The following is an 18,745-nucleotide window of genomic DNA, read 5'->3' as shown; positions in this document are numbered from 1 at the left end:
TTAGACCTTTCCAATAACTTTCTGGATTCGGTCCCACAAGCGATAACCAAACTAAAGAAACTTAATGAGTTGTTACTTGCCGGTAATTACATCTCGAACCTGCCAAAACATATTGATAGTCTTTCTAGCCTTACCCTGCTTGATGTGAGCAATAACCAGATTGATGTGTTACCGCCAAAAATGCAAGAACTTAAGCAACTTTCGAGACTTAGGCTGGGTAGTAACAATTTTACCGATTTTCCCTCCCTGATCTTCAATTTTGATAGCCTTGCCGAGCTGAACCTAAGTGGTAACCGGATTGTAATGGTTCCCAATGATATTTCGAAACTCCAAAAACTTTTGTCCCTTGATTTGTCAGATAATCAAATCACCGAACTGCCTGACGAACTGTTTGATCTCAAATCACTCATTTTTTTTGGATTAAAAGGGAACCGTATCAATTCCGTCCCGACCATTATCAGTAATCTGGATAAACTTGTTGCACTCAATCTGAATGACAACCGGATTTCGGAATTTCCGCTGTCAGTAACCTCATTGTTTACTTTGTCCGAATTGAACCTGGGCAGCAACCAGATCCACCACATTCCTGATGATATCAACAAGTTGACCAACCTGAAGAGACTCGATCTGAGCAACAACAGCTTAAAGGAGATACCCGACAGCATTGATTCACTGGTCAATCTGATTGAATTGAACATTAGCAGAAATAAAATAGTTGAACTTCCTTCGGTCATAGGTGATTTGACAAAACTGGAGCGCCTTGATCTGAGTAATAATCAACTTACTGATTTACCGGCCAGCTTCGAAAGTCTTCATTTGCTCACTGAACTTAATGTTTCCGGTAATCATTTTCAATCATTTCCGAATCAAGTCATCCAATTGTCAGCACTTATTGAGTTGAATATGCAGGATAATCAATTGAGTGAAATACCTTCGGAGATTACGCTCCTGAAGGATATTGAAAGCCTCAATCTGAGTGGAAATAAGCTAAAGACCCTTCCTCTGGAAATCGGTGACTTAACCAAACTTGAAATTTTGAATCTGGCAAACAATGAAATCGAATCGTTGCACGAGCCAACAGCAATTGATGAACTTACGGAGGAGATTTCAAGTTTAGACAGCCTGCAAGCCTGGGATAGAATAAATACAGCCATTGGTTTGATGAATGAGAATGCTTTATTTGACATTATTCAAATAATTGACATCTATATAGGAATTCAGTCTGATTATGATCAAATTGATAAATTGCACACACAATATTTTGAAAAGGGATTTTTATCCGATGAAGAACGGCTTGAATTATTGACTGTTCTGAATGAAGAATTAAAAATCCTCCCCTACAGTGACTTATTGGGTATAATTTCTGAAATTGCTGCCGAACAGCCTTTTGAAACAGGAATCGGTAAATTGAAAATGCTAACTGAGCTGGATTTAAGCAACAACCGTCTGAAAAGCCTTCCCGAAAATGTTGGTTTCCTTTTCACTTTAAATAAGCTCGATTTAAACAATAACAATCTTGTTGAACTTCCCGATTTGTCCTTTTTAACATCACTGAAAAAACTTTCACTGGCCAACAATAACATTAGATCTCTTAACCTTATGTACGATTATATGACCGGTCTGACTGAAATTGATCTCAGAGGAAATCCTGAGTTTGACATGGATGATTTAGTTATTGATTTGGCATATAATCAGCGGAAGATCGTCATTTCATCTGTCGAAAGACAACCGGATTACCAGTTCAATTCGGATGTTCTTCTCATCAGAATTGACCCTCTTACTGCTATCCCCGGCAATCTGGCTAATATGGAAAATTTGTTGTTCCTGGATTTGCAGGGAAATAGCCAGCTTGACCCGGCGAAGGTGGCCGAATTATTTAGTACTACCTTACGGCCTGTTACCTACATAGCCACTACAAGTCCGGTAATTACCGACTTCACAAGGTTGTTGGTCAATGTTGATAAGGGTTTGCTCTTTGAATTGGAAAAATACCAGCTTTTGGACAGAGCACGGATTTTGCAAATTACAGAAATTGACTTGTCAGGCGCCAATTTGAATAAGCTCCCAGAAAGAATTACAGAAAATGTCAATCTTGCACGGCTTGATGTGAGCAGAAACAATTTTACTGAAATTCCGCAGGAAATCTTTCAGTTAAAGAATCTTACCCATCTTACCATCAGTGAAAATAAAATCACAAACCTACCCGACAGAATTTCAGATTTGAAAAAATTAAGGAGATTGGTGTTAAGTGGGAACGGCATTGCTACAGTTCCTCAGGGAATTGGAGAATTGACCGAGCTGAGGCATCTCTATTTGAATGGCAATAAAATAGCTGAACTTCCACCCGAAATCACCGGCTTAAGCAACCTTACCCATCTGGTAATTAATGATAATCCCATAATTAACTTACCTGCTTCCATAGACAGTTTGCAAAATCTGCAGCACCTGAGTATATCCATCCGGCAGGAAACCAATGTAGATAAGTTAGTCGAACAGCTTCTGCAATTGCCCAATCTAAAATCGCTAATGCTCGACTTGACAGAACTTGCGCAGTTCCCGCAGCAATTTACCAGACTAACTCAATTAACCGACCTCAGTATTACCTCGGAAACAATCACTGAACTGACGACTCAAATAAGTAATTTGAGCAATTTGAAAAGACTAAGCCTTTGGATGCCTGAACTAAAGACTTTACCAGTTACAATGGAAAGCATGAATGGACTGGAATGGGTTTACATCAGAAGCAACCGGTTGCCGGCAGAATCTGCACAAAATTTGAAAAATAGCCTGGCCGGCGCCCGCATTAATACCCAGGATCAATTATTGAAATAAAAATGCATGTTATGAAAAAATTGAACCTATACCTTTTAATATTGACGATTGTTTTTTCCTCTGTGGTCAGAACAATGGCACAATCAAAAGAGGACTACAGATCGGAAAAATATGAACGGGTGATTAGTGAAATAGTTGAACACTCCAAGGAAAAATTAGCCACTGATGATGTTATTGATTATCTATCAGGAAATAGAAAGTCAGGATCACCAAACAAGTCAGGGGCTATGATCACTACTTTATCGCTCAGCCCGGTGATTGACATTGTTGCTTACGATGGAACTGAATCGGCTCAATTTGATATCATCACCGAAGGGCAGATCACTTCAGCCACATTCTCGATCACTATTCCTCCGGCAGCAACCTGGGTGAATGCACCTGTTATTAACTATAGTACCAAGAAGGTTACGATTGCTGTGGATGCAAATAACGAATTTACAGCGCGTCAAACTCCGATTGATGCCGTGTTGATTCTCGGTCCGGTAACTAATACTTTAAGTTTTACTGCCTATATTATCCAGGAACCAGCTCCGCAACCTGTTCTTCTTGTATCACCAGAATTTATGCCTATACCGCAGGAAGGCGGGATAACTGATCCTTTTTCGGTAATCTATTTTAATATTAACGATTGGGTAGCAACAATTCCTGCCGGTATAACCTGGGTTTCAATTAAAAACCAAACACATACCGGCTCGCCCGACTTAATAACTTTTGAGCTGCAGCCAAACACAACAGCAATGTCGCGACAGGTTGATATTCAATTATCGGCAACAAACAATCCTGCAGTTAACTCAACAGTTACAATCTTACAACAGGCCGGACAGGGTCCCTACCTCTATGTCTCACCAACGGAAAATTTCATTGATCCCGATGCAGGCACAATTGAAGTGATGGTCTTTTCGAATACAACCTGGAACACCGAGATAATCAATAATCCGGGGACTATGATTTCAATAACTTCTTTACCGGGCATAAGTCCTTTGATTGTTAATGTTACCCAAAATTCAACACCTACCGCAAGGGAAGCTAAAATCAAAGTCTCTGGCGGCAGCCCTGTCATCAGCGACACGATTACAATTTACCAATCGGCAGCATATATTCTTTTAAATCCGAAGGAAAAAGTGCTTCCGGATCCCGGTGGTACGTTTGAGTTTGAAGTGACAAAGTATTTTGTCAATAGTTTCAATGTAGTTGATAATCAACCCTGGGTAAGCATTTCGGCCGGCACCAACAGCGACAGTTTTACGGTAGTGGTTGATGCAAACAACTCGAGCACTGTTAGAACTGCGGAAGTTACCGTCACCAGCACTGACAACCCTGCCATCAAAGATGTGTTGAGTATTTTCCAGTACCCTGCCAACCTGCCTTACATCATTTTGTCGCCAAGAGAGCAATATGCAAACTGGAACCAGACTGCCCTGGCAGCTCTATTTTCAGTTACAGCAAATAATGTTTCAGTGTTAACATTGGAAGATGATTCCGATTGGTTGACTCCTGTATTTAACAATGACAGCACTGCCATTGAAGTTGCTTTTTCCGAAAATCCTACCACTTTACTCCGGACCGCTACGATTAAAGTATCCAGTTCCAACAACCCTGCCGTTTATGACAGCGTGATGGTGATACAGGGTGGGGCGCCAACCTACATACACATCACGCCAGAATTCATGTCAGTTTCGTTTGAAGGTGGGTTAACAGCGCCTTTTGTAGTTGAAGCCCTGAATGTGTCTGCCTGGGAAGTATTTTTTGAAAACGGGCAGCCGGAATGGATCAATGCTTATGAAGTCAACGGAACTAACCTCATTTTCGATGTCGCACCAAGCACCAGCACCTTTACGCGGCAAACCACTTTCAAGGTTCGGGACACCGGCAATTCAAATCTTTATACCGAGGCCATCATTTTCCAGGAAGCCTACCCTGAGTCTTATCTCTTTATTTCTCCGCGTGAACAGGCCGTTGCTCACACCGGAAACGAAAACCTGAACTTCCAGGTTACACCCGTAAATGTTGCTAAATGGGGGGTTGATCCGACATCTGTGCCATTTTGGGTTGAAGTGAATGCATCAGGTCAGGAGTTGCTAAGTTTTAAAATTTTGGAAAACAGTTCGCTTCAAACCCGAATAGCAAACATTTTTATCAGGGATACTGCAAATGCTTCCTTAATGGACTCAGTTTGGATTTATCAATATTCAGCGCTTGACACTTTCCTTTTGGCAGCCCCACGAGAACAATGGGTAGGGCATGATGGAAACAACAGTTTGAGTTTCGGTGTAACCTCCGTAAATGTGGAGAACTGGCAGGTTGAAACGGGTTCACTTCCTGAATGGATTGGATTGGTGACTTCAACTTTGTCTCAATTTACACTTGATGTGCAAAAAAACGAAACACTGGATACCCGCCAGGCAATGATCAGGCTTGTTGTTAGCGGTCATCCGGATATTTATGATTCCGTTTTTGTGTATCAATATTCTGCTCTCGATACTTTCCTGCTGGCAGCGCCCCGTGAACAGATGATCGGCCATTTGGGAAATGACAATGTTGTTTTTGAGGTGACTTCTGCAAATGTTGAAGCATGGCAGGTTGAAGCAGCTTCGCTTCCTTCATGGATCGGATTGGTGTCTTCGACTTTTTCTCAGTTTATTCTTCAGGTACAACAAAATAATTCACTCATTACGCGGCAGGCTACCATAAAACTTTTTGTTAATGACCATCCGGATATTTTCGATTTAGTTTCTGTTTATCAATATTCGGCACTTGATACTTTCCTGCTGGCAGCACCCCGCGAGCAACTGATCGGCCATTTGGGGAATGACAATAGTGTTTTTGAAGTGACCTCTGCAAATGTGGAAGCATGGCAGATTGAAACAGCGTCGCTGCCTGAGTGGATTGGATTGGCGACTTCAACTTTTTCTCAGTTCATTATTCAGGTACAACAAAACAATTCCCTCGTTACGCGTCAGGCTACCATAAAACTTTTTGTTAATGACCATCCGGATATTTTCGATTTGGTTTCTGTTTATCAATATTCGGCACTTGATACCTTCCTGCTGGCAGCGCCCCGTGAACAAATGATCGGCCATTTGGGAAATGACAATGTTGTTTTTGAGGTAACCTCTGCAAATGTTGCAGGATGGCAGGTTGAAATGGCTTCAGTTCCCTCATGGATTGGATTGGTGACTTCAACTTTTTCTCAGTTTACCCTTGATGTGCAACCAAATAATACTCTTGAAACCCGGCAGACCACGATCAAACTTTCTGTGAATGACCATCCGGATATTTTCGATTTGGTTTCTGTTTATCAATATTCTGCACTTGATACTTTCCTGCTGGCTGCCCCTCGCGAACAATGGGTTGCGCACACTGAAACTGAATCGCTTGATTTTATCATAACAAGGGTGAACGTCGCTGCATGGGAAGTTGATCCCGCATCCGTACCTGTATGGATTGAAGTGAATGAATCCGGTCAGGATTGGTTGAAGCTGAAGATCCTGGAAAATGGATCGCTTCAAACCAGGGAGGCAAATATTTTTTTCAGTGATGGTACAAATACTTCTGTGATGGACTCGGTATGGATCTATCAATATTCGGCTCTCGACACTTTTTTGCTCGCTGCGCCACGTGAGCAGAGCGTTCAGTTTACGGGGGCTGAGATTGAATTTCACATCACCTCTGTGAATGTCGGCAATTGGGTGATTGATCCGGTACAACTCCCTGAATGGATTGAGCAGGGTAGCAATACACCCGATAAATTGCGACTTACTGTGTTGTTGAACGAATCCCTGCAAGCCAGGCAGGAAACGGTTTACATATTTAGTCAGGCTAATGCTGCTGTCTATGATTCAGTGACCATTTATCAGTTTGCTGCCGAAGATCCTTATATTTTGGCCGCGCCGCGCGAAAAGAAAGTCTCTCACCTTGGCCATCCTGCCGTTGATTTTAATCTGACGCTTGTAAATGTCGAAGAATGGGAATTTGCTGATACAACCATCTACCAGGATTGGATTGACTTTCAGAACCTGGGTAATAAGATCAGGCTCAGCATTGCAGCTAATGAAGATTTATCAGCACGAGCGGCAAATATTGTGATTCAGGAATCAGGAAACCCGACGGTGAAGGATAGCGTATCTGTTTATCAGTATTCAGCTTTAGATCAATATATCCTGATGGAACCGCGCGAACAGCTTGCTCAAAGGTATTCAGGCGATACACTCTATTTCAAAGCAACAAGAGTTAATGTAGATCAACTGGGTTTTGATGTGTTTGATGATGTTGAAGGTATGATCGACCTTGCAAATACTACGATCGAAAATGATACTTTAACTGTATTTGTAAATCTGAACAATGACCCCAACTCCCGGCTGGCGAAAATCAAAGTTTTCGATGTTGATCGTCCGGATGAAGTTACGGACACTGTTTCCATTTATCAGAATTTCCCTTACATCATTTTACGCCCATCAGCCCTTGACAGTCTTGACTGGACAGGTACGGTGCAAACGATCAATTCCTATTCAAACGTTTCCCAATACACAGTGCGTAAAGGTGAAACGTTTGACTGGTTCCAAATCAGCAAAGACTCACTGAACTGGTCGGCCCAGTCGCTCACTCTGGCAGGCAACGATCAGTTCTATCTGAGGGTTGATTCGAACAACAACTCTTTTTTGCGCCGGTCATCCAAACTTCAATTCGATATCAGCAGCTCGGTCGCCACAGAGTTTTGGTTTGACCAGAACACCAGGCCAGGAAAGTTTTTCCCGGTGAGCGGACAGGTTTTTATACAAAATGATCCCCTTCAGCCGTTAGCCGGCGTTTCGGTTGCACTTTACGATTCCATTGTAAAAACCAATGCATCAGGAACGTATGCTTACCAGTTCGTTCCGGAAAACTGGATTGGAACCATCACTCCACTGATTGATACAGCGCTTGCGATCCCCTATTATTTCCTTCCACCAAGGATCGAAATTACAGGCCTGGGAATTACTGATACCACCGAAATTCTCCCCTTTGCTGCTTACAAAATTGATCCTGCAGTAACATTAACCCCGAAATCCACTGCCATCTGCTTTGGTCAAATGTTGAATCCCGACGACCCGGGTTATCCTTCAGCCAACATCACCGACACTTATGGATCAAGCACTTACCTCTGGACTGCTGATCCTCCGGATTCAATTTTATCGCTAAATCCAACCGTTTTAACTCCGGTATTTGGACCAAAAGTAACGACCACGTATCGCCTTGAGGTGACAAACTTTTTCCGCACCGTTTCGGATAATTTTACCATCATAGTCAATCAACTGCCTGAAGCCTTTGGTTTTGACGGGGAATTGACCGTTTGCAGCGACCAGGCAGGAGTCATTTACCAGGTTCCCAACCCCCAACCCAGCGTATATTTCAAATGGGAACTTGATGATGAAAACCCGGGAGGTGTGTTTGCCAACAGTTCCCTCCCCTATGATGTTTCTGGAAATATAGCCATTGTCAACTGGGGAGACACCCCCGGAAACTATATTCTGCGCCTTTATGCCTTCAACCAATTTGACTGCGCTGCTGATCCATTCATCAAAACAATTGAAGTAACCAATATTGAAGCGCCGCCACCTTCAACAGTGCTGCGAAAAGAAAATGACAATATGCTCTACAGTTCCGATACCCTTGCCAAATCCTATCAATGGGGTTGGTTGCAGAAAAATGCCGCGGGTGAGCTTGTTCAGGAATATATCATTCCGGATAAAAATGATTGGTATTGCCGCCTGCCCGATGGCCACGTATTTAATCCATTGGTTTATAGCTATTTTGTGATTGCCTATTTCGATGAGACTTCCTGTGGTTCCCGTTCGTTTTTCAATGTTCCGGTAAATATTGACGAAATTACCGACAAATCCATCACCGTTTATCCGAATCCGGGAAATGGCCTTTTTACTGTAAGGTTTGCACCCGGAGTGAATACACAGGGCGGTGTCATCGAAATTTACGGTATTTCCGGTCAGATGATCTATAGTCGTAATTTTAAAGCCGCCAGCCACGAAGAAAATGTGGATTTGTCGCTTACGGGCACAATCACTTCTGGTGTTTATCTGCTAAAGGTCCGTACGCCGGTAAGTTTGTTTAATTACAAATTAATTGTTCAATAACATGCTGACAATGAAAAATCTAACCAAAATCCTTGTTGCTGGCATGATACTTCTGTTGGTTTTACCCTCGGTGAAAGGGCAAAGAGCCGTCAATGATGAAAAGTTGAACGCGGCGCGTTTGTTATTGAACGATTATCGCGATGCTTCCCTTTTCAGAGATATGAATACGGGAGCCTACGATCCTTCGTGGGAAAGTATTTTCAGAAATTGCTTTTCTCCGGATGCCCGTATTGTTTTCGATGTTCCTTTCAAACCAGATTCAACGCTAAGATCCACCGAATTGCCAACAATCAGAAAATACCTTGAACTGGTAACCATTAGCGATTATATTGACATCATCAAGACCGGGTACGATACCCACAAAATCACTGATTTCAGTTTCAATTTCACCGAAATAGCTTTTGACACCACAAACCTGGGTAAAACCAACAAGTTGCAATTCGAAATAAGAAAATCATTTGGCAACAACCGATGGTCGGTTGTCAGTGCAGTAAGTTATTTTGTCGAAATGGAACTGATTAATGATCAGCCGAAAATCACCGCTATCCGACTGGTGGATGAAAACATTGCCAGGTCAAATGTTATTTTGACATTCTTCAATCCAAATGTCGAACCTTATGACCCGGATTATTTGCCTGTTGGGATGGTTAGTCATATTCGTATCGAGTACGATGAAACCATCAATAACCGCAAGTTGATTGCAAAAACCAATAATGAAGGGAAGGTAAACCTTGGCCTAATCCCTAACAGGGCATCAATATTAGTTGACACTGTGATTGATCGCGATGGGAGTAGGTATTATATTTCGTCAGACTGGAAAAGGGCGGGTAGAAAAGTGAATTCACAAGATGTAGATGGTTTCTGGATTCCCGTTCAACCCTATAAGTGGAATGGATTTTCATGGTCGGTCAGAGGGCTTGGTGGAATGATCAGTCAGAGCGAGAACCAGTTGGCGAACTTTTCATCTGAATCAACTTTTACAAATGCAACAGGGTACCAGTTTGGATTTGGAATTGAGCTGGTCAAGCATTTGAATATGGATGATTTTCTCAATGGATTTGGAAACTGGTTCTCCACAAATAATCCAGATATTTTGAGACATCGCAGAAATATATTCCTGGGCGTCGGGCTTGGTATTTCGTACTATCAATATCAATACAAGATTACCAGTGAAAACTTTGAGCAGGTAGGTTATGATTACGTGGACAGACTAGGCACACCGGTTGAAGTGTTCGTTAGCGGAACAGATTACACCGATATTACCGCAAGCAATGGTTTAGTAGTGCCTTTATTTGCTGAAATCAGAAAAGTATTTCCTGATAAGACCAAATCTTTACAGGCTTTGTCATTTCAGACTGGTATTAACCTTACAGTTCCATTTGAAACCTCTTATGACATCACCGGTAGCTTTTCGCGGCATGGAATTTACACAGCGTTTAATCCACAGCCCATAACCGATGACCCTTTTTACAACTATTATACAGACGTAGACAAGAAGATTGAGGAAATCTCTCAGAAAAACGCCATCTCACCGGCGCTGATGTTCAGGATCAATGGCTTTTTCAACCTTTCTGGCAACAAATCGGATAACCTTTTTGATATTGGTTTATTGGCTTATTTTCCTTTAAAAAGTTCATCCTCCTCAGGCTCCGGTAACTATTATATTGCAACCGGAAACGATGATTTCAGCAGTGTGAGCAATTCTAAAAATAAAATCTATAATTATTTCATAGGACTGAGTGTCGGGTATAATTTTATTAAATACAGCTTGTACTAATCATTTGATATCCCTTAATTTCCTATCAGACTTAGTCCATTGCTGATCAAATTAACCAGGCTGCTATTTTCATGCTGCTTTCTGATTAAATAGGAGTGAATTTCTTCTGAAAGTTCATTAAAAGCAAATTTGGTTGCCAACTCGAGAATTTCCATTGGAAGAAGCCATTCATCAGGATAATTTTGACTTACCGACTTCCAGATGCCGGTAAGATCGGGATCAGTTGATCCACTTTCCCTTAACTTTCTCAGGTCGCCATAGAACTGATGTAATTTCAACGCTTCGGCCGAATGCTTGATTTTATGGGTCTTTTCATGTGGAACCGGGTATGCATAACCAAACATATCAGGATCGGCAGGGCCGGAATAGGCAGAACTGATTGAACTTCCAACAGCCATATCAAACTTACCCCATTCCGGTTTGAATAAAACCTGATCTCTGTAAACCACCATGCAGTCGGTGAATGAAAAAATCAGGTTAGAATTTTCTTTGATCAAAATATTCTCAAGCTGGCCGGTAACTTTCACACCTGAAGCAAATTCAATTTGAACCGGTTTTCCGGTTTCGATGCCCATGGCCACCAATTCATTGTACGAGAGGAACTCCGGTGGAATTTCTGTGTCCCTAAATTTTCCCACGGGTGAACCAAACCCATGCGCGTGATACCCTTTATCATGTCCTGCAAGTTGATGATTCTTGTAACTCAACTGCGTTGGCGTGTTTGTTTTCAGATAGACCGGCTGAACTCCTTCAGCAATCACTTCGCTGAATATCCCTGATACCTGAAGCCCGGAACTGTACTCGCAGGTTGCAATATTTTCGGAATTAATTGCCTGATTTAACCCATAAAGTCCTCCCCTGCGGAATGCCATAAAACCTGAAAACTGGTTAAGTACCTCTGTAAGATGGTCGAAGTTTGGTGTTACAAATAGTTGTGGCTGAGGTTTGGTAATATCGAAACTATAATTCACAGCCTCGATCGAGTAAGGCAACTTGAGCACATCATCTTTCAGGCAACTATAACTTTCACCGATTGAGGAAAGTAATCCAGCTCCATAAATTTTTGGTTTTCTCAGATCGCCAATCAAGCCATACTCAACCGTCCACCAATGTAAATTCCGAAGGAGTGCCATTTCAGAAGGATGGCCAAGGTTTTTCTCAATTTCATGAAGAAAAGTTTCCGCTTTCTCAATCACAGATTTTGGCGTATAAGGATCAGCCTTAAGTATAGATAAATGCCTGATGGCTTCGTATTGCTGATAATCTTTAGCTGACGAAAAAGCTTTCGCTCCGATTTCGCCAAACTTCCGCAGGTAGGCAGAGTAGGTTGGATCGGCAATGATGGGGGCATGTCCGGCGGCCTCGTGAATAATATCGGGCGCAGGTGTGTATTCGATATGGCTAACGGGCCGAATATCGGCAGCTATGACCAGGACATTGTAAGCCTGAAATTCCATAAAAGCTGAAGGAGGAATAAAGCCGTCAACTGCCACTGCTGCCCAACCGATTTCCTTCAGTATCCTGTTCATTCCATACATGTGAGGTATCAGATCAAGACTGATTCCAGTACGTTTTAAGCCATCAATATAGGAACCATGTGCAACCTTGCTCAAATATTCCACATTTTGACGCATCACATAGCGCCACACGGCATGATCCTGCCAGGTATAGTCATTATAAGGTTGGTCAATGATCAGACTCATCAGGTGTTTTGGCAACCTGGCCACGACTTCGTTCATTTCCATAGTTTGTCCTTTCCCTTCAATTTAAAGAAATTAAAATTGGGCTCAAATATAGCTATTATGCCAACGTAAATCCAAACTTCATTGAGTTTTAAGATTAATTAAGAGGGAACAGACGAAAGGATAAAAGACAAATACATGCTCCAATCAGCATTAAAAGGATGTCTGGTGCTTTTTTAACGCAAAATGGGTTAAATGTGCTTCGGCTATCTAAGAGCTAAAGGTTCCGATTTAAATTCTTCTTAATCTCCGACGAAAATTACTCGGTTCCGGCCAGGAATTTCAGAGGGATATTTAACCTCGATCTCCAGGATTTTTCATTGTGGTCGTGACCGGGGAATTTTTTTGTAAGCCAGTCTATATTATGTGTATAGCCACACTGTTTCATCACTGAATCAATTTTTAGCTGATGATGCTCATAATAGGCATCGAGGTTAAGCGTACCAAAATCAAAATAGATTTTGTGATTGCCGGGAGCTGGTAAATTGTCGGCAAAATAAGCTGCCATGGCATTCGAAAACTCTTCAAAATCGCCTTCAAGACTTCCGATCCAGTGCGTCGAAAGGCATCCGGCCCTGCCAAATACTTCCGGATACTCACAATAAGCATAGGCAGAAATCAGTCCGCCCATGCTGGACCCCATGATCATTGTATGATCAGTGTCATGAAGAGTTCTGAAATTTTGATCAATCACAGGCTTTAATTCCTCAACCAGGAATTTCAGGTATTCATCACCCTTAGGTTCTCCTTCATATTCCTCTGTTAGAAGTTCCTGCATCTCATCACTAAGCCTGAGGAATGGTTTTTCAGGCATATACTCTGTAAAACGATAAAACGTATTCCAGATACCAACAACTATGATTTCAGTAAATAATCCCTGCTTTGCCACCCGTTTTATTGTGCTGTCAACGCCCCAGGCTTGCCCGCCGTATGCAATTTTTGAGTCAAACAGGTTTTGACCGTCGTGCATGTAAAGCACCGGGAATCTTTTTTTAGGTTCAGTTTGATAACCAGGGGGCAGCCAGATATCAACAGTACGGGCTGTAACATACTGTGATTTAAAGGAATCAATTCTAACGATCGTATCTTTTTTCTGAGCCATCGATTGAAAATTTGAAATAATCAACATTAGAACAATTAAAAACGAATTATTCATCATACTAAGTGTAATTTTTTCAGCATTTTAAACTTTGACAAAAGTATCTATTTAAATATTTTTATTTTTACGAGGTTTTTAATGTCTAACTAACACTAATTATTTTATGAAAAAGCTGCTATTACTTTTTTTTATTGTGGTCTTTTCTTCAGCAGTGCATTCCCAGGAAATGACTGACGACGGAAGGTGTGCTCCACATCATCCGATCACTGCCAACATGGTGAAAGGCTCCAACCAGATGGGCGATTTTACCATTACCGACTCCGACGGGGTAACCCGTAATCTTTACGAAACCCTTGATCAGGGCATGACCATCATGCTCGACCTTTTCTTCACTACATGAAGCAGTTGTATAGCGTATGCTCCATTAATTGAAGAAGTATACGTTAATCATGGTCACGGACAGCAAGGGATTGACTTCTGGGGCCTTTCACCTTACGACAACAACGCTCAGATTAATGCTTTCAAAGCACAACACGGGACTACTCATCCCTGTGCCGGTACTCAGGGTGGCGGACCTGCCGCTATCAACATCGCTATCGCCGGACAGCCTTTCTATGGATACCCTACCTGGGTGGTAGTTTGCCCTGACCGTTCATTTTATTTTGATGTATGCTGGCCGCCAACTGTAACCTGTTTTGATCCTTATTTTGCACTTTGCGCTCCGGCGATGGTCGCTGGGTTTAGTGCGGATCAATCTGAAATTTGTCAAGGTGGACAGGTGCAGTTTACTGACGAGTCAACCGGAAATCCAACCTCATGGTCATGGACTTTTGAAGGGGGAACTCCATCAACATCTTCACTGCAACATCCTCTGGTTACTTACGAAACCCCTGGTTTTTTTGACGTATCACTTACTGTTACCAGCGGAAGCAACAACAGCAGCACCCAAAGCCCGGATGCCATCACAGTCAACATTTCACCCGAGGTTACATTGATGCCATGGGATGAAGTATGCGAGTACTGGGATCCATTCCTGCTCGAGGGCGGTATGCCCGAAGGTGGTATTTATTCAGGCACTGGCGTAGAAAATGGCATTTTCTACCCGGCGATTGCAGGTCTCGGATCACATATCATTACCTATACTTTTGTAGATCCTGCAACAGATTGTAGTGATTTCGCCGAAGAAACAATTGTAGTTTCGATATGTACAGGGGTGTCAGTACCAGCAGTTGAATTCTTCCGGATTTATCCCAATCCATCTAAAGGGGAACTTTTTGTAGAAGTCACGCAAAGAGGAGATTATACATTAAGATTAACCAATATTCTGGGTGCAATGGTTCTTGAGCAAAAAATTTCCGAATCAACAATGATTCATCTCAAGGATTTGGAATCAGGCCTTTATACTGTTACATTAACTGACGGTACAACCAGCTTAACACGTAAACTCACGCTAAGAAATTAAGTACAACATCTTCTTAATTTAAGAACAGGCTGCTGTGAATTATTTACATCAGCCTGTTTTATTTTATAAAGTATTTCTTAAATCAAGATTAGTCATCTGTTATTCCCTCATGCTGTCCAATGATTTATAAAATGAATGCGAATTCTATTCAGATTAATTCTTTGAATAATGAGTCTTACAACAGCAAAACGCCATCAACATATTTCATTCAGTTTCATGTTGATGGCGTTTTTTACGGAGTAAGTTAAAGATTACCCTCCAAAGTCGTCGAATGCGATATTCTCTTTTGGCACACCATAATCGTCAAGCATTTTGAAAATGGCTGAATTCATCATGGGTGGTCCGCAGATATAGTATTCAATTTCCTCAGGTTCAGGATGAGTTTTAAGATAGTTATCAAGAATAACCTGGTGGATAAAACCGGTGTAACCAGTCCAGTTGTCCTCTGCTTTTGGTTCGGAAAGGGCAATATGAAATTTGAAGTTTGGGTTTTCTTTTTGAATCTTTTCAAAGTCTTCCATGTAGAATAATTCCCTCATCGAGCGACCACCATACCAAAATGTGGCTTTACGCTTTGTTTTTTCCGTTTGAAAGAGATGAAAGATGTGCGAACGCATTGGAGCCATACCTGCGCCACCGCCAATAAACATCATTTCTCTGTCAGTTGGTTTGATGAAAAATTCGCCGTAAGGTCCTGAAATGGTGACTTTATCTCCAGGCTTGCGGGAGAATATATAGGATGAACAAATTCCCGGATTCACCTTCATAAAGGCGTTGGCTTTCCTGTCCCATGGAGGGGTGGCAATGCGGATATTCAGCATGATAATATTACCTTCAGCCGGGTGGTTGGCCATCGAATAAGCGCGGAAGATGGGCTCGGAGTTTTTCATTTTCAGCTCCCACATATTGAATTTATTCCACTCATCGCGGTATTCTTCTTCAACAAATATATCTTTACCAAAGTCAACCTCTACTGGTGGTACGTCAATCTGTATGTATCCACCTGATCTGAAGTCCACATTTTCACCTTCGGGCAGTTTCACAACAAACTCCTTGATAAAAGTCGCAACATTATGATTGGAAACCACTTCGCATTCCCATTTTTTAATCCCGAAAATCTCCGGTTCAACATGAATTTTCAAGTCTTCCCGCACCTTTACCTGGCAGCCCAGTCGCCAGTGATTCATCTGCTCTTTGCGGGTGAAGTAGCCTACTTCAGTTGGCAGAATTGATCCTCCTCCTTCAAGCACCTGGCACTTACACATGGCGCATGTGCCGCCGCCACCGCATGCTGATGGAAGATAAATATTTTGCATAGCTAATGTTGAAAGTAATGTGCTTCCCGGATCAACAATAAACTCTTTTTCATCATTGATGACAATCTTGACTTTTCCTTGCGGGGTCAGCTTTTTGCGTGCATACAGCAGCAAGGATACCAGCAGGATGATGATGGTAAAGAAAATGATAACGCTAATCCCTATTATTCCTCCGATGCTTGTCGCTAAAACCATCTTTGTTTAAATTTTTGATTGTTTACAATTAAAGCTTAATTCCCATGAAACTCATAAATGCAATGCCCATTAGTCCGGTAATAATAAAGGTAATGCCCAACCCTCTGAGTGGAGCAGGCACCTGGCTGTAGCGGATTTTTTCTCTGATAGCGGCTATTCCCACAATGGCCAGGAACCAGCCCACACCAGAGCCAAGCCCGAATGATGTGGCTTCGGCTATGTTGGCATACTCGCGTTCCTGCATAAAGAGCGACCCCCCCAGAATTGCGCAGTTTACTGCGATCAGTGGAAGGAAAATCCCGAGTGAAGTGTAAAGTGCCGGAGCAAATTTTTCGATGATCATCTCCACCAACTGCACCATCGAAGCGATTACAGCGATAAAAATGATAAAACTGAGAAAATTCAGGTCAACATCGGCAAGGGCAGGTGAAATCCAGGATAATGAACCGGCAGACAGAAGGTATTTGTTGAGCAGGTAATCCACCGGAACAGTGATGCCAAGCACAAAAACTACTGCTATCCCCAATCCCACTGATGTTTTTACCGTTTTGGATACTGCCAGGTAAGAACACATACCCAGAAAGTACGCGAAAATCATGTTGTCAATAAAGATTGACCGAACGAAAATGCTTATCAGATTTTCCATTTTGTATTTACTTATATTTTAATCTGTTACCCTTTAATTTTTTAAAATTTGAAATTTATTTCTTCATATCAGATGTCCGAAATCAGATTTTTGTTTTATGTCTGATATCAAAATTCTTACATCTTCAACCAGATATTAATTAATTCTCAATCAGCACTTTGTCTTTTGTTCTCTGTACCCAGATAATAATTCCCACAACGATCAGTGCCATCGGGGGTAAAATCATTAAACCATTGTTTTTGTAACCGATATCGTACATAAATTGTGGGACAACATGATAACCCCAGACAGTGCCTGAACCCAACAACTCCCTGAAGAAGGCCACTATGATCAATATTATCCCGTAACCGGCAGAATTTCCCACTCCATCGAGAAAAGACGGCCATGCTTTGTTACTCATGGCGAATGCTTCGAATCTTCCCATAATGATACAGTTGGTGATGATCAACCCTACAAAAACTGAAAGTTGCTTGCTTATATCATAAACAAAGGCTTTCAGCACCTGGTCAACCAGGATCACTAAAGCAGCAATCACTACCAGTTGAACGATAATCCTGATTCGGGGGGCAATCGTTTTACGTAAAAGAGAAATCACTACATTGCCCACTGCAACTACTGCCATGACTGAAATAGCCATAACAAATGCCGGTTGAAGTTTCACGGTAACTGCAAGTGCTGAACAAATACCCAACACCTGAACTGTAATAGGGTTTTCGCGACTAAGCGGTGCAGTGAGCAGTTTGATATTTTTCGGTGAAAACAAATTTTCTTTTGTATTACTCATGGCTCTTGATGTTTTTCGTAATGTATGGAACATAATTTTCGAGGCAGTTTACCAACATTTCAGAAACGCCATTGCTGGTAATTGTGCCTCCCGAGATGGCATCAACGCCATGCATGGGAGGTACTGAACTATTGGCTACTCCACCTTTTACAACCTTGATTGAGACAAACTGACCATTCTGATCAAAAATTTGCCTGTCCTTAAACTCGTCCTGAAACAAAACAGTATTTATCTCGGCGCCCAGTCCGGGAGTCTCCGACTTATGGTCGAAAGATGTTCCTGAAACAGTGTTGAAATCACTTTTAAAAGCAATGTTTCCCCAAATTGGCCCCCATAGACCAACACCGTGTAATGGAATGATATACTGACGTTGACCGTCCTTTTCCATGATGTACAGTGGCCAAAGTGGTGACCTCGAAGTCTTACCGTTCTTTGCATCTTGTTTTACCCGTAGTTCATCCCTCAGGACGATATCAAATGGCCGGATATCCCCCAGTTCCTGTTTGCCTTTAGCATAACGGCTCACAATATTTCCTTCGGAATCAATGGCCAGTTCTTCAACAATAAACTGCGAATAAGTATCGCTGGCATCAGCACGTGAAACTTTTACCTCTGCAGCGCTGAGGATGCCCTGGAATTTCTCCTTTTTAACGTTCATCTCCTGGTAGGGCTTAAGTAGTTGTGATGCCATGGACAGAACCGCAGCGACCACAATGACCATCACAGAAGCGTATGTAAAAATATACCTGTTGCTAAACATTGTC

At 42.0% G+C, this 18,745-nt stretch carries 11 protein-coding genes; 5 read left to right on the top strand and 6 right to left on the bottom strand.

The features are described 5' to 3' along the window. The 3 genes from IH598_01585 to IH598_01575 all read left to right on the top strand — a co-directional run. On the top strand, positions 1–2,832 hold a 2,832-nt coding region (locus IH598_01585; protein MBE0637195.1), incomplete at its 5' end, for a leucine-rich repeat domain-containing protein. 11 nt (positions 2,833–2,843) lie between these two features. Then, the gene (locus IH598_01580; GenBank protein MBE0637194.1) at positions 2,844–8,960 is read left to right on the top strand and encodes a T9SS type A sorting domain-containing protein; all 6,117 of its coding nucleotides are present in this window, start codon (positions 2,844–2,846) and stop codon (positions 8,958–8,960) included. A 10-nt stretch (positions 8,961–8,970) separates the two neighbouring features. Next, positions 8,971–10,737, top strand: coding sequence for a hypothetical protein (locus tag IH598_01575; GenBank protein ID MBE0637193.1), 1,767 nt, complete (start codon positions 8,971–8,973; stop codon positions 10,735–10,737). 14 nt (positions 10,738–10,751) lie between these two features. Here IH598_01575 and IH598_01570 read toward each other — a convergent pair whose 3' ends face one another. Together IH598_01570 and IH598_01565 are read right to left on the bottom strand one after the other, a co-directional pair. Beyond that, entirely contained in the window at positions 10,752–12,482 is a 1,731-nt protein-coding gene (locus IH598_01570; protein MBE0637192.1) for an aromatic amino acid hydroxylase, read from the bottom strand. Between the two features lie 256 nt (positions 12,483–12,738). Further along, on the bottom strand, positions 12,739–13,581 hold the full coding sequence (locus IH598_01565) for an alpha/beta hydrolase (GenBank protein ID MBE0637191.1): 843 nt from the start codon (positions 13,579–13,581) through the stop codon (positions 12,739–12,741). A 160-nt stretch (positions 13,582–13,741) separates the two neighbouring features. On the opposite strand from IH598_01565, the gene IH598_01560 reads away from it, so the two are divergent. Then, the gene (locus IH598_01560; GenBank protein MBE0637190.1) at positions 13,742–13,978 is read left to right on the top strand and encodes a hypothetical protein; all 237 of its coding nucleotides are present in this window, start codon (positions 13,742–13,744) and stop codon (positions 13,976–13,978) included. Between the two features lie 231 nt (positions 13,979–14,209). Next, positions 14,210–15,040 carry a T9SS type A sorting domain-containing protein gene (locus IH598_01555; GenBank protein MBE0637189.1) on the top strand — a complete coding sequence of 277 codons (831 nt, stop codon included), beginning with the start codon at positions 14,210–14,212 and terminating at the stop codon, positions 15,038–15,040. A gap of 251 nt (positions 15,041–15,291) precedes the next feature. On the opposite strand, the gene IH598_01550 is transcribed toward IH598_01555, so the two are convergent. From IH598_01550 to nqrC, 4 genes are all read right to left on the bottom strand, one after another. Further along, positions 15,292–16,551: an NADH:ubiquinone reductase (Na(+)-transporting) subunit F gene (locus IH598_01550; protein MBE0637188.1), complete on the bottom strand. Its 1,260-nt coding sequence runs from the start codon at positions 16,549–16,551 to the stop codon at positions 15,292–15,294. Between the two features lie 28 nt (positions 16,552–16,579). Beyond that, complete coding sequence (gene nqrE / locus IH598_01545) at positions 16,580–17,197, bottom strand: NADH:ubiquinone reductase (Na(+)-transporting) subunit E (GenBank protein ID MBE0637187.1); 618 nt, start codon at positions 17,195–17,197, stop codon at positions 16,580–16,582. A gap of 139 nt (positions 17,198–17,336) precedes the next feature. Continuing rightward, positions 17,337–17,981, bottom strand: coding sequence for an NADH:ubiquinone reductase (Na(+)-transporting) subunit D (locus IH598_01540; protein ID MBE0637186.1), 645 nt, complete (start codon positions 17,979–17,981; stop codon positions 17,337–17,339). Beyond that, the gene (gene nqrC, locus IH598_01535; protein MBE0637185.1) at positions 17,974–18,741 is read right to left on the bottom strand and encodes an NADH:ubiquinone reductase (Na(+)-transporting) subunit C; all 768 of its coding nucleotides are present in this window, start codon (positions 18,739–18,741) and stop codon (positions 17,974–17,976) included. The genes IH598_01540 and nqrC overlap by 8 nt, the downstream gene beginning before the upstream one ends. Positions 18,742–18,745: the final 4 nt, after the last annotated feature.

The sequence above is a fragment of the Bacteroidales bacterium genome, assembly GCA_014860585.1.
Classification (GTDB): Bacteria; Bacteroidota; Bacteroidia; order Bacteroidales; family 4484-276; genus RZYY01.
Note: the sequence above shows the minus strand (reverse complement) of the source record. Positions and strands in the feature narration are given on the sequence as shown.